This window comes from Agrobacterium tumefaciens, from assembly GCF_017726655.1.
GTDB lineage: Bacteria > Pseudomonadota > Alphaproteobacteria > Rhizobiales > Rhizobiaceae > Agrobacterium > Agrobacterium tumefaciens_B.
Genome location: NZ_CP072309.1, coordinates 1,339,099 through 1,351,750 on the forward strand (window position 1 = coordinate 1,339,099; position 12,652 = coordinate 1,351,750).

Below are 12,652 nucleotides of genomic sequence, written 5' to 3' on the forward strand. Positions count from 1 at the left end.
ATTTCTAATATGCGAAGATTAAAACGTTTCATTTTGGCACGGGTTTGCCGTATGATTACGATGATCGATTTTAAAGCGATCAAAAATCGTATTGAATTTATTTTGTGTGACAACGTCGTTTCATGAAGCCCGTTTTGAACATCAGGCAAGTTGGTTTTTATTGTTGGGATATCACCAATGACCGTTTCTATCTGGACGCAATTTGCGCTGGACTCTTTGGAATTCCCATAAAACAGGGGATGCTTGGCATCAGCATTTTTCAGGTGCTGGAGAAAGTGGACCTCGATCACCGGAACCGGGTGATCGAAACGGCGCTGACCACGTTGAAGAATGCGAGTTTTTATAATCAGGAATATGCGGTGCGCCGCACCGATGGATCTGTTTCGTGGGTAAGGACGCTTGGACGATATCTGGTCGATGAAGACAACATTCCTTTCAAGCGACTCGGGACGATGGAGGAGATATCACCCCCGGAGCGGCATCACTGAGGGGAACGAGCGCTACCGAAACTGTTGAATACTTGCGCCTAGACGCCTTCTAAAATGCGGTGCACGGGGCGAAGAGTAGACTTATTCCGGCTTAAAGAGTAACAGTCGGGCATGATTACGCGCGCCGTCAAACTGGTTGAAGACAACGCCATTGAATCCGCCCTGCGGACGATCTCGATGGAGCGGGCTGGCCTTGCCGCCCTTGAGGATGCCTTGAAGAACGGCCTCTCCGAGCCCTTCTGCAAAGCGATCGAGACCATCGGCGAATCCAATGGTCGCCTCATCATCACCGGAGTTGGCAAAAGCGGCCATATTGGCGCAAAGCTTGCCGCGACGTTTGCTTCCACAGGCACGCCCGCCTTTTTTGTGCATGCGGCGGAAGCCAATCACGGCGATCTTGGTATGATCGGCGGCGACGATGTGGTGCTGGCTATTTCCAAAGGTGGTGAGAGTGCGGAACTGCGCAGCATCATCAATTACTCGCGCCGGTTTTCCATTCCGCTGATTGCGCTCACCTGTTCGGAAAAATCATCGCTGGCGCAAGCCTCCGATATCGTGCTGCTCGTTCCCAATGAGCAGGAGGCCTGTCCGCTTGGACTTGCGCCAACCACGTCCACATTGATGCAGCTCGCGCTGGGGGATGCTCTTGCCGTGGCTCTGCTGGAAGCGCGCAATTTCACTGCGGGTGACTTCAAGGTGTTCCATCCCGGCGGCAAGCTGGGTGCCAGCCTCACGCTGGTCGCCGATATCATGCATACCGGCGATCGCCTGCCATTGGTCGGAAAGGGAACGGCGATGCCGGAAGCGGTTGGCGTTCTCTCGCGCAAGCATTTTGGTTGCGTCGGCGTTCTGGATGAGGAGGGGCGTCTGTGCGGAATCATCACCGAGGGCGATATGGCGCGCAACCTGTCGCGTAACCTCGCCGAACTGGTTGTCGACGATATCATGACCCGCAGCCCGAAAACGGTCAAAAAGTCGGTGTTGGCCACCAGTGCGCTGGCGACGCTGGAAAAATTCCACATCGGCGCCCTCATCGTCGTTGACGACGACAATCGGCCGATTGGACTGGTGCATTTCCACGATCTCCTGCGGATCGGCGTCGCTTAACAATTTTGCTGACAGCTGCATCGATCGCCGTCCAGAAGTCGGTCGTCGATGCTGGCGACCGGGTGCCGGACTTATCGGTCGATCGGCTCGATCGTCAGTGTGCGCCCGCGAGCCGACGCAATCCTGACGCGGGTTCCAGCTGGCAGGTCTTCGCCATTCACCGGCCACCAGGTATCATCAAGTCTGATGCGTCCGCGACCCTCAACGATCGGCTCCTGCAAGGTGGCAGTGCGGCCGACAAGACTCGCTTCGCGCTGGTTGAGGAATGGCTCGTCGGTTGTATCGCGGTTCCGGCCGAAATATTTCCGGCCAAGCAGGGCAAAAACGACGGAGAGTGCTGCAAACAGCACCAGCTGCAACTGCCAGGCCCACACAGTGACATCCCAAAGGACCAGCGACAACGCGCCGATCACCAGAGCGGCAAGTCCAATCCAGATCAGAAAGACGCCCGGGGCGATGAGCTCTGCTGCCAGTAGCGCGAAGCCGACAATCCACCAGCTCCAGGGGCCTAGCTCTGTCGCAAGCCGTTGCAGCATCGTTATTTCTCCGATGAAGAGCCGAAGGGATTACCCGGGATAGCGACATTGATGCTCTGGCCGGAAGCCCGGGTTGGTGGCACGGAGCGGGACGATGCAGGGGCTGCGGTGGGCGTGCTCGGCGAATCGCCGTTGTTACCGAACACTTCTTTCGCAATCGTGCCGATGCCGCCGAGTGAGCCGATCAGCGCCGAGGCTTCCATCGGCATCAGCACAATCTTGGAATTCTTCGCAGTGCCGATCTCGGCAAGCGCTTCGGTGTATTTCTGGGCGACGAAATAGTTGATGGCATGGACATTACCGGCGGCGATGGCTTCCGAGACCATGCGGGTGGCGTTAGCTTCGGCTTCGGCCAGGCGCTCTCGGGCTTCGGCATCGCGGAACGCTGCTTCGCGCTGGCCTTCCGCCTCCAGAATAGCAGATTGTTTTGCACCTTCTGCGCGAAGAATTTGCGCGTTGCGGGCGCCTTCCGCTTCCAGCACCTGCGCGCGCTTCTCACGTTCTGCCTTCATCTGTCGCGCCATGGAATCAACGAGGTCCTTGGGCGGCGCGATGTCCTTGATCTCGATGCGGGTGACCTTGATACCCCATGGCCCAACCGCCTCATCGACGACACGCAGCAGCCGATCATTGATGGCATCACGGTTCGACAGCAACTCGTCGAGGTCCATCGAGCCCATCACCGAGCGAATATTGGTCATTGTCAGGTTTTCGATCGCCATTTCCAGATTGGAAATCTGGTAAGCGGCCTGCGCGGCGTTCAATACCTGATAGAAAGTGACAGCATCGGCAGAAACACTGGCATTGTCACGGGTGATGACTTCCTGTGTCGGGATATGGAGAACCTGCTCCATGACATTCATCTTCGAACCGATGCTTTCAAAAAACGGTACGATGAGATTGAGGCCGGGCTCAAGCGTGCGCGTGTAGCGACCGAAGCGTTCAACGGTGTAACGATGCCCCTGCGGCACGGTCTTGATGCCGGCAAACAGCACCAGAATAACCAGAACAACCGCCGCTATGACGACGATGTCGAAACCGCCCAATGCAATCATCACTTTCCTCCTCCGATCAAAACGTCCGGGTTTTATCCCAACAGCCTTATGGCAAGATTACACCCAGCCTTGCAACTCCCGTCTTACAACCTCTTCGAGAACATTCATGCCCTCGGCGCTGTCGTTCAGACATGGTATATGGGTAAATTTCTCACCGCCATGATGCAGGAAAATCTCCCCGGCTTCACCGGCAATCTCCTCCAGCGTCTCAAGACAATCTGATACGAAGCCGGGATTCATGACGGCGATGCGCTTGATGCCCTCCGAGGCCAGCTTCTCCATCGTCTTGTCGGTGTAGGGCTGCAGCCATTCTTCCGGCCCGAAGCGGGACTGGAAGGTAATCATAAAGTTCTTGTCGGTTCGACCCAACGCCTGGCGCAGCAGACGGGCGGTTTTCTGGCAGTGACAATAATAGGGATCGCCCTTTTTGAAATAGGATTGCGGAATGCCATGGAAGGAGGTGATCAGCATCTCCGGCTCCCAGTCCAGCGTTGCCAGATGGTTGTTGACGGAGGCCGCAAGCGCTTCGATATAGGCGGGATCGTCATGGTACGGCGGCACGGTGCGGATGGCTGGCTGCCAGCGCAGCTTCATCAGATGCTCAAAAGCCTTGTCGTTCACCGTTGCCGTGGTTGAGGCCGCATATTGCGGATAGAGTGGGAAAAGCAGGATCTTTTCGCAGCCCTTTTCTTTCAGCGCGTCGATCTTGGAGGCAATCGAGGGCTGCCCGTATCGCATCGCCCAGTCGACCACGACATTGGGCAAATCCTTAAGCGCCTCGGCCATCAGTTCGCCCTGGCTGCGGGTATAGGTGCGCAGATAGCTTTCGTTGCGCTCCTGGTTCCAGATTTCCTGGTAGGCCTTGCCGACCTTCTGCGGGCGCTTGTTGAGCACGATGCCGTAAAGGATCGGATACCAATAAAGACGGGACCATTCTATCACGCGTTTGTCGCTCAAGAATTCCGCCAGATAACGGCGCATCGGCCAATAGTCCGTACCGTCGGGGGTGCCGAGATTGACGAGCAACACGCCCACCTTGCCGAAGGTTACGCGAGGATGGTTTGCGGGGAGAGGGGATAGTTCTGTCGCCATGAATGATACCCTGAAACTCGAACTGCTGATGTCAGGAGTTATTTCGCCCAAGGATAAGGCTAACGCTCCATCGTGTGTTTGTGCCTGAACCAGACCGTGACACGGTTTGGCCGAAATTGTCCGAGCTATACGCTCCGACAGTAGTTTTGTTCATGTGTTCTAGACGAAAATTTTCAGGATTAAACCACTGTGAGATGCTATTTCCGGCAATAGCGCAGCCGCAGGCTGCCAGCCGTCAACAATTTATCCTTAAGCCTCTGCTTTTTATAGGAAAATAGAAAACCGGCCCCGATCTCCAAGGGCCGGCTTCTAAATGCGGCAAATTGCCCTGCTGTCAGCGTGCGGCTTATTGAGCGGGCAATTCCAGCTCTTCGCCGATCTCGATATGGTTCGGATGTTTCAGCGTATTTGCCTTGGCAATTTTGCCCCATAGAGCGCCATCACCGTATTTTTCCGCTGCAATCTTCCAGAGGGAATCGCCCTTTTCAACGACGTATTTGCTGGCCGCGGCAGCGGCTGCAGCAGGTGTCGGGGCTACTGGCGCGGTTGTTGCTGGCGCAGTCGCGGTGGGGGCAGCAGGTGCCGGAGCAGCAGTAGTGGCGGGTGCAGTTGTCGCAGGCGCCGGTGCCGCAGGCTTTGCCGGAGCGACGTAACCGGCAGGCGTCACTTCGCTGATGCGACCGTCCGTATAGGGCTTATAGGGGCTGTTGGCGGTAATATAGGCTGCAACCGCCTCTTCGAGGTTAGGGCCGAAGTCATAGGCGTTGATGGCGTTGGTCGCAAAGACCTTGAAGCCATCGCCGCCGGTACGGACGTAGTTATTGGCTGCGACAATGTAGGTCTTGGCGGGATCGAGAGGCACGAAAGCGTCACCCTCCTTGACGTCAACCGAAACGATACGACTGCCGGCCGGCTTGGAACGGTCAAAGGAATATTTCATGCCTGAGACCTGCATGAAGCGGCCCGCACCGTCGTCGATCTGGCTGACGCCATTTTCAAGGGCGGCGCGAATATCTTCGCCCTTCAGCTGGAAGGTTGCGACGGTGTTCTGGAACGGCAGAACCGTCAGCACTTCACCCATAGAGACATCGCCGCCATCGATGGAGGAGCGCAGGCCGCCACTATTGGCAAAAGCAATGGTGACGCCCTGATCCTTGACGCGGGCAAGTGTCGCATCCGCGACCAGATTGCCCATGGAGCATTCCTTCACACGGCAAATCTTGCGGTCCCCTTCGATCGGGCCTTCGGAGGTGCCAACGACCTTGGCTTTCAGAGCCTCGATCGGCGCCTTCAGCTCATCGATGCGCTTCAGCGTGGCTTCATCAGGCTTGAAAGAAGAATCGACGAGGATCGGGTCGCCCTTGCTCTCCTTCACGACGCCGTTGTCATCGAAGACGACTTTGAGGTCGCCGAGATACTTGCTGTACTGCCCTGCCTGCACAACGGGAACCTTGTAGCCACCCGGGTTGTCGACGAGCGTCGGATAGGGGCCTTCGGCCTTTTGATCGGTGTTCGACAGAAGCGTGTGCGAATGGCCGCCTACGACGACGTCGACATCGGGAATTTTGGCGATGAATTCGAGATCGCGCGGGTAACCGACATGGGTGAGCGCGATGATCTTGTTGACGCCCTCCTGCTTCAGCTTCTGAACCTCCTCGCTGATTTTCGCGACATCCTCAGCGATCGTGATGTTGGGACCGGGCGTTGCCAGTTCCGCGGTGTCGTTGGCGACGGCACCGACGATACCGATCTTCTGTCCGCCGACGTCAAGCACGAGGGAGGGCTTGACGCGGTCGCCAATTTTCGAGGCGGCGGTGGCAACAACGTTGGCGGTCACGACCGGGAACTGGACCTTGTCGAGGAAGCCGGCAAGGCCGTCTTCACTGTCGTCGAACTCATGATTGCCGACGGTCATGGCGTCGAACTTCATGGCGTTCAGCATTTCCGCTTCAACGGTGCCTTTGTAGGTGGTGTAGAAAAGCGATCCCTGGAAATTGTCGCCGGCATTCAGAAGCAGAACATTCTTGCCTTCACCCTTCAGCGCATCGCGCGTCTGGTTGATTGCGGTCAGCAGGCGCGCGGCGCCGCCGAAGCACTCGTTCTTGCCCTCTTCTTCCGCCGAGCAGGTCGAGTCGAATTTGTTAATCGATTCGATACGGGAGTGAAAATCGTTGATGTGAAGAATGTTGAGCTCGTAATCCGCCAGCGCGGCTCCCGCTGAAAGCGTGATCACCGAAACGCTCAGCATGCCCATTCCGAAAATTTTCTTCATCGTCCCTCTCTCCTGTTCAAAGCGGAAGTCCAGGCCGGCTGATCACCCTCCGACCGGACGTATTCTTTAATCCGAAAACATGTCAGTCATTCGAAAGCAGGATGTTTTCATTTAGCGGCAGTCGCCGCAAGCGAAATTATGACAGGTGTAAAACAAACAAAAACGCACGCCCGAAGGCGTGCGCTTGGGAAAGACATCGCATTGAATCGGCTAGGTAATCAGCCCTGGCGGGTGAGCGAGAACTGGCTGTTGCTGTCAGTCGTGCAGTTCAATTGCGACGGCGATACGAGGGCGCAGTTGACACGCGACTGCGTGTTGCGCACCAGCGATGTCATGTTGATTTCGTAAAGCGTCGGCGAAATCGTCACGTAAGTGCCGGAGGCGAGAAGCGTATTGGTGTCAGTAGATCGGGTGGAGAAGGCGCCGTTCTGGAACGTCGATACGATGCCGTTTCGGTCGATCCAGCGACCGTCCACGGCTGGGCCGCGGGAAAGCGAAGGCGCCATCGATGTCTGCTGGGAGGAGGGACCTGGCGCGACGCATGAAGACACCGCGATGGCGGCTGAAAGCAAAGCAGCGCTTGTCTTGAAGTTCATGAGCCTGTTCTCCTGCGATTCGATGAAACTTTCTATGCTTCGACCATGCCGTGAAGCGTTTTTCATTTCAAGGCAACGTTGTTTGCTTCCACCGGTTCCCGATGGCATTCACGAAAGCCCCAGCGTGGCAAATATGAGACTCTTGCGCGTCAGCGGACGAAGATATTGCGGAACTGCCAGGGATCGGACGTATCGATATTGTCAGGAAATAGTCCCGGACGTCCGTCGATCGGCGTCCAGTCGGTGTAATGCCCCTCAACGGGTCCGAGATAGGGACGTTGCACCTCAAGGCAGCGGCGGTAATCCATTTCGTCGGCTTCAACGATACCGGCTTCCGGATTTTCAATTGCCCAGACCATGCCGGCCAACACGGCGGAACTCACCTGCAATCCGGTTGCATTCTGGTTCGGGGCAAGCGAACGCGCCTCCTGAAGCGTGAGGCGCGAGCCGTACCAATAGGCGTTCTTGTCATGACCATAGAGCAGGACGCCCAATTCGTCGGCACCGTCGACAAGCTCATCCTCGGCAAGTACGTGCTGGATCGGCTGCGGGTTGCCGCCATTGCCGAACAGCTCGTGCAGGGACAGGATGGCGTCGTTGCAGGGATGGTAGGCATAGTGGCAGGTCGGTCGGTAGGTGACGTCGCCTTCATCGTTGCGGACGGTGAAGTAGTCGGAGATCGAGATCGCCTCGTTGTGCGTGACGAGAAAACCGTATTGCGGTCCGAGGCCCGGGCACCAGGTGCGCACCCGCGTATTGGCGCCGGGCTGATCAAGATAGATCGCCGCCTTGTTTCCCTTCTTCTGCTTGTTGGCGTTCTTCGGCATCCAGTTTTCATGGGTGCCCCAACCAAGTTCGGCTGGCTGGAAACCTTCTGCGATGAAGCCTTCGACGGACCATGTGTTCCAGAACGCCCCGAATGGCTTCGGTTCTTTCGCCCGCTGGGTATCGCGCTCGGCCACATGCACACCTTTGACGCCAAGCTGTTTCATCAGCGTCGCCCAGCCTTGTCGGTCATCAGGCTGTGGTTCATCGATATCGAGGCCGGCATCGCTCGCGAGATTGACGAGGGCCTGTTTTACAAACCATGACACCATGCCCGGGTTGGCGCCGCAGGTGGAAACGGCCGTCGTACCACCAGGTTTGCGCGCCTTTTCCTTCAGCATGGTTTCCCGAAGGGAGTAATTCGTTCTGGAGGCGTTGTCGGCATCTCCATTGAAGTAAAAACCGGGCCATGGCTCCACCACGGTGTCGATATAGAGCATGCCGTGCTTACGACATATCCGCATCAGATCGACAGACGCGGCATCGACCGAAAGATTAACGCAGAAGCCCTGTCCCTGCACGCCTTTCAAAAGCGGCTTGAGAACGTCCTTGTAATTCTGCTTGGTGAGGTGGGTCTTGATGTGGCGAATGTTTCTCTCGGCCAGAAAGGGGGCGATGTCCTCCCGCGGATCGATAACGACGAGCCGGGCCCTGTCGAAATTGAAATGACGTTCGATCAACGGAAGAGTACCGCGCCCGATGGAGCCGAAGCCGATCATGATGATGGGTCCGTCAATATTGCCGTAAATCGGGTAGCCTGCATCCGTCATTCGTCAATTTTCCTTTTTTAGCCAATAAGTAAGCTAGATCATAAAAGCGTGCCACAATAAAGGGCAGCTGGATGACGGACATATGACGATGGTCGCGGCACGATCCATCCTCGCGATCTTTTCACCATTTCTCCCACTACGAATTTAAGAAAGTTCGTCTATAGTGGAACTCTTCTTTTCGTCCTTTGGTCCACAGGTTTGGAGGGGCTTTGGTCAGATGGTGAAAAGAAGTTTTTGCCATCGCAGGAGAGCTACCTGTTGAATGATCTGTTAGGGCGCGCCACGGCGCTTCAGAATGAAACGCCCGTTCTGATCGCTCTTTATGACTCCGGCGACCACTTGCGCCATGCCAATCCGTCATTTCGGGAAAGCTTTCATCTGGCCGCTGACGATTTCCCCAGCTGGGCAGACATCATGCGGCTGAACCACCGGCTGCGCACCGGCGTCGTGATCCGCAACAATGATTTCGAGGGATGGCTGCTTTCGGCGCAGTCCCGTCGCGGCAAGCTGCCATATCGAGCCTTCGAAATGGATCTTTACGACGGTCGCTGGTTCTGGATGACCGAGACGGTGCAGCAGGATGGGTGGATGCTATGCGTCGCGAGCGACGTCACCGAATTGCGTCAGGGTTATCGCGCGCTGCGGCAGGACAGGGATCTGGCCGTGCGTGCCTCACAGACCGACGAGTTGACGGGAACGGCAAACCGCCGGTTCGTCTTTACAAAGCTTGCCGTGCAGGTAGATCAGGTCGCCAAAGGGCTTGAAGCGCCGTTCTGCCTCTGCACGTTCGACATCGATTTTTTCAAGCAGATCAACGACCGCTTCGGTCATAAATGCGGTGATGCGGTGTTGCGGGATTTTGTTGCTGTCGCTCATTCCGTCATCCGCCGCGTGGATTGTTTCGGCAGGATCGGCGGTGAGGAGTTCATGCTCATCCTGCCACGCAGTTCGGTCGCCGAAGGCCGGGAGACTGTGGAGCGACTGCTGCAGAGAGTCCGCCTTTCCAGACCTCTCTCCGAATTCCCGGATTTTTCCTACAGCTGCTCGGCCGGCCTGACGGCCTACCGCATCGGGGAAAGCGCGGACGATATTTTCATGCGCGCCGATCAGGCCCTTTACGCGGCGAAGGAAAAAGGCCGTGACCGGCTTCTGGCGGTCACCGTCTAAATCAGCTCCGCTGCAATCAGTCCATACAACGAATTGCCAACGAAGAGCTTCCGGCCGGTCATCTCGTCGGGTTTGAGGGTCTGCCCGCGTGCTTTGCGTTCACGGATGAGTTCCGCGCGCAGCACACCCGGCAGAATGCCGCTATCCAGCGGTGGCGTCAGCATCGGTCCCTCAGGCATTTCCACAAAGATGCTCGTTGATGATCCCTCGCACAATTCGCCGCGCTCGTTGAGCAACAACACCTCATCCGCCTCGTCAGCCGGGAATTCGGCGCGGGCTGCGTCATAAGGCTCCCGCCGGGACGATTTGTGGCGATAGAAGGTGTCGGAAGAGTCGAGCCTGGTCTGTCGCGCAATGCGTACCCGCCACACTGTGGCCGGCTGCAAGGGTTCGAAGTCGGCGGTCTCGATGTCGAGTTCGCCCTTGTAGTTCATGACCAGTTTCACGCAGAGAGGCTTCTCGCCGCCCACCTTCTTTTCCATTAGCTGGACGGCATTGACAGGTGCACGGAAACCAAGCGCATCGGCGGAACGCAATAGTCGGCGCATATGCTGGTCAATGCGCTGAAAGCCGGTCTGCGGTTCCCAGCGCAGCGTTTCCCTCAGGGTCAGATCGGCGGGTTTGCGTTTCATGGCCTTTGCTCGTCGCCTGGGTTGTTCACTGGAATCTCTGCCGGCAGTATGAACCGACAAAGCTTGTCCGAAGTAGGATAGCTTTGCCGGCGGAAGAGATTAAGCCTGTTCCTTATCCAGCCCTTCCAGTTCGTCAATCAGTCCTTCGATCATGGAAAGTCCTTTGTCCCAGAAGGACGGATCGGTTGCATCGAGGCCGAAGGGTTTCAGAAGCTCCGAATGATGCTTGGTGCCGCCGGCCTTCAGAAGCTCGAAATACTTCTCCTGGAAGCCGGTCTCGGCGTTTTGGTAAACCGCGTAGAGCGAGTTGACCAGGCAATCGCCGAAGGCATAGGCATAAACATAGAAAGGCGAGTGGATGAAATGGGGGATATAGGTCCACCATGTCTCATAACCCTCTGAAATGCGGATCGCCGGGCCCAGGCTTTCCGCCTGAACGGAGAGCCACAATTCGCCGATCTGCTCCGAGGTCAGCTCGCCCTCTTTTCGGGCGGTGTGCAGTTTCCTTTCGAATTCGTAGAAAGCAATCTGCCGCACGACCGTGTTGATCATGTCCTCGACCTTGCGCGCGAGCATGGCCTTGCGTTCGCGGACATCTTTCGTATCGTCGAGTAGCTTGCGGAAGGTCAGCATTTCCCCAAAGACCGACGCGGTTTCAGCCAGCGTCAGCGGGGTGGCGCACATCAGCGCGCCCTGTTCGCCGGCCAAGACCTGGTGCACGCCGTGGCCCAGCTCGTGGGCGAGCGTCATCACGTCACGCGGTTTGCCGAGGTAATTGACCAGCACGTAAGGATGAGCGGAAGGTACGGTCGGATGGGCGAAAGCGCCCGGCGCCTTGCCGGGGCGGGCGGGGGCGTCGATCCACTGTTCATCGAAGAATCTGCGCGCAATATCGGCCATCTCAGTGGCGAAAGCGCCATAGGCGGAAAGTACGGTGTCCTTCGCCTCATCCCAGGGAATGATCGTGTTGGACGTATCAGGAAGCGGCGCGTTACGGTCCCAATAATTCATCTGCTCCATGCCGAGCCATTTCGCCTTCATGGCGTAATAACGATGCGAAAGGCGCGGATAGGCGTTCTTTACGGCGGCGGCCAATGCATCGACCACCTCGCGTTCGACGCGGTTGGCAAGATGGCGGCTGTCGGCGATATCCTCGAACTTGCGCCAGCGATCGGAAATGTCCTTGTCCTTGGCAAGCGTATTGGTGATGAGGGTGAAGACCCGCAGATTGTTTTTGAAGGTGGCGCTCAGCGCTTCCGCCGCTTTCTTTCGGGTCTCCGGCTCAGGCTCCTGCAGCATGTTGAGCGTGACTTCGAGTGGAAGGCTCGCGCCGTCAATGTCAAAACGCAGATCGGCCATGGTCTCATCGAACAGCCGATTGAAGGCTGCCGCACTGGTCATCGATTTTTCAAGGAAAAGCTGTTCCAACTGGTCGTCCAGCTGGTGCGGCTTGTCCTTGCGAAGATCGACCAGCCACGGACGATAATGTCCAGCGTCAGGATCGTTCTTCATGCACGCATCCATGACTGCATCATCGATTCGGTTGAGCTCGAGGGTAAAAAACAGGAGATGGGCCGAGATATCCGTCAGCTTCGCCTGGGCATCGCCGTAGAGCTTGCCGTTCGCCGGGTTGGATGTATCGGAAAAATAGGTGAGGCCCGCAAAAGAACCGATACGGCCGATAAGATCGTCGAGTGCTTCATATTCCTTCAGCGCCGCGCCAATACCATCTCCACCGGAGGACTTTGCGGCCGCTTCAAGCTTGCCCTTCCATTTCTTCTCGAAAGCCGCCGCCATCGACGCCGCTTTCTCAAGATCGCCCTTATATTCCGGCGAATCTCCCGACGGATAGAGATCCGAGAGTTTCCAGCCTGGAAGGTCGCCGAGTGCAGCGCCGGACGTTTCGGCAAGCGAGAAGACGGGGTGCGAAGCGGGGCGGTTGAGGGTCATGGAACGTGTCCTTCTGATTATGCGTGCGAAGCATATGGGGACCTTGTTTCACGCGGCAATGGATAAAATGCAAGCAATTCTCAAAACTGGATGTTCAAGTCTCCCGTGCCAGAGTGCGGCATAAGGGACCGCATGAAGCAGGTCCATAAACCGGAAACCGGA

The 12,652-nt window shown here is 56.9% G+C and carries 11 protein-coding genes; 3 read left to right on the plus strand and 8 right to left on the minus strand.

Translation table 11 applies throughout. The features are described 5' to 3' along the window. Window positions 1-122 precede the first annotated feature (122 nt). Both AT6N2_RS20390 and AT6N2_RS20395 read left to right on the plus strand, forming a co-directional pair. The gene (locus AT6N2_RS20390) at window positions 123-488 is read left to right on the plus strand and encodes a PAS domain-containing protein (RefSeq protein WP_209091074.1); all 366 of its coding nucleotides are present in this window, start codon (window positions 123-125) and stop codon (window positions 486-488) included. Between the two features lie 111 nt (window positions 489-599). Then, window positions 600-1,595: a KpsF/GutQ family sugar-phosphate isomerase gene (locus AT6N2_RS20395; protein ID WP_209091076.1), complete on the plus strand. Its 996-nt coding sequence runs from the start codon at window positions 600-602 to the stop codon at window positions 1,593-1,595. Between the two features lie 71 nt (window positions 1,596-1,666). Here AT6N2_RS20395 and AT6N2_RS20400 read toward each other — a convergent pair whose 3' ends face one another. From AT6N2_RS20400 to AT6N2_RS20425, 6 genes are all read right to left on the minus strand, one after another. Next, window positions 1,667-2,131, minus strand: coding sequence for an NfeD family protein (locus AT6N2_RS20400; protein WP_209091078.1), 465 nt, complete (start codon window positions 2,129-2,131; stop codon window positions 1,667-1,669). Between the two features lie 2 nt (window positions 2,132-2,133). Further along, window positions 2,134-3,186, minus strand: coding sequence for an SPFH domain-containing protein (locus AT6N2_RS20405; protein WP_144576696.1), 1,053 nt, complete (start codon window positions 3,184-3,186; stop codon window positions 2,134-2,136). 57 nt (window positions 3,187-3,243) lie between these two features. Further along, entirely contained in the window at window positions 3,244-4,278 is a 1,035-nt protein-coding gene (hemH, locus tag AT6N2_RS20410; RefSeq protein WP_209091080.1) for a ferrochelatase, read from the minus strand. Between the two features lie 346 nt (window positions 4,279-4,624). Continuing rightward, window positions 4,625-6,550 (minus strand): 5'-nucleotidase C-terminal domain-containing protein, encoded by a 1,926-nt coding sequence (locus AT6N2_RS20415; RefSeq protein WP_209091082.1) that lies wholly within the window; start codon window positions 6,548-6,550, stop codon window positions 4,625-4,627. A 218-nt stretch (window positions 6,551-6,768) separates the two neighbouring features. Further along, window positions 6,769-7,146, minus strand: a complete 378-nt coding sequence (omp10, locus tag AT6N2_RS20420; protein ID WP_063950516.1) for an outer membrane lipoprotein Omp10 — start codon at window positions 7,144-7,146, stop codon at window positions 6,769-6,771. Window positions 7,147-7,295: 149 nt separating this feature from the next. After that, complete coding sequence (locus AT6N2_RS20425; RefSeq protein ID WP_209091084.1) at window positions 7,296-8,741, minus strand: homospermidine synthase; 1,446 nt, start codon at window positions 8,739-8,741, stop codon at window positions 7,296-7,298. 258 nt (window positions 8,742-8,999) lie between these two features. On the opposite strand from AT6N2_RS20425, the gene AT6N2_RS20430 reads away from it, so the two are divergent. Next, window positions 9,000-9,908 carry a GGDEF domain-containing protein gene (locus tag AT6N2_RS20430; RefSeq protein WP_209091086.1) on the plus strand — a complete coding sequence of 303 codons (909 nt, stop codon included), beginning with the start codon at window positions 9,000-9,002 and terminating at the stop codon, window positions 9,906-9,908. Here the strand turns inward: AT6N2_RS20430 and AT6N2_RS20435 are convergent. Both AT6N2_RS20435 and AT6N2_RS20440 read right to left on the minus strand, forming a co-directional pair. Beyond that, window positions 9,905-10,540 (minus strand): aminotransferase class IV family protein, encoded by a 636-nt coding sequence (locus AT6N2_RS20435; protein ID WP_209091088.1) that lies wholly within the window; start codon window positions 10,538-10,540, stop codon window positions 9,905-9,907. The genes AT6N2_RS20430 and AT6N2_RS20435 overlap by 4 nt on opposite strands. A 99-nt stretch (window positions 10,541-10,639) precedes the next feature. Further along, window positions 10,640-12,490: a M3 family oligoendopeptidase gene (locus tag AT6N2_RS20440; protein ID WP_209091090.1), complete on the minus strand. Its 1,851-nt coding sequence runs from the start codon at window positions 12,488-12,490 to the stop codon at window positions 10,640-10,642. Window positions 12,491-12,652 lie beyond the last annotated feature (162 nt).

Excerpts from the sequence above, each read along its gene's own strand:
- AT6N2_RS20390 (WP_209091074.1), top strand. The coding sequence starts at position 123 with ATGAAGCCCGTTTTGAACATCAGGCAAGTTGGTTTTTATTGTTGGGAT.
- AT6N2_RS20395 (WP_209091076.1), top strand. The coding sequence starts at position 600 with ATGATTACGCGCGCCGTCAAACTGGTTGAAGACAACGCCATTGAATCC.
- AT6N2_RS20400 (WP_209091078.1), bottom strand. The coding sequence starts at position 2,131 with ATGCTGCAACGGCTTGCGACAGAGCTAGGCCCCTGGAGCTGGTGGATT.
- AT6N2_RS20405 (WP_144576696.1), bottom strand. The coding sequence starts at position 3,186 with ATGATTGCATTGGGCGGTTTCGACATCGTCGTCATAGCGGCGGTTGTT.
- hemH (WP_209091080.1), bottom strand. The coding sequence starts at position 4,278 with ATGGCGACAGAACTATCCCCTCTCCCCGCAAACCATCCTCGCGTAACC.
- AT6N2_RS20415 (WP_209091082.1), bottom strand. The coding sequence starts at position 6,550 with ATGAAGAAAATTTTCGGAATGGGCATGCTGAGCGTTTCGGTGATCACG.
- omp10 (WP_063950516.1), bottom strand. The coding sequence starts at position 7,146 with ATGAACTTCAAGACAAGCGCTGCTTTGCTTTCAGCCGCCATCGCGGTG.
- AT6N2_RS20425 (WP_209091084.1), bottom strand. The coding sequence starts at position 8,741 with ATGACGGATGCAGGCTACCCGATTTACGGCAATATTGACGGACCCATC.
- AT6N2_RS20435 (WP_209091088.1), bottom strand. The coding sequence starts at position 10,540 with ATGAAACGCAAACCCGCCGATCTGACCCTGAGGGAAACGCTGCGCTGG.
- AT6N2_RS20440 (WP_209091090.1), bottom strand. The coding sequence starts at position 12,490 with ATGACCCTCAACCGCCCCGCTTCGCACCCCGTCTTCTCGCTTGCCGAA.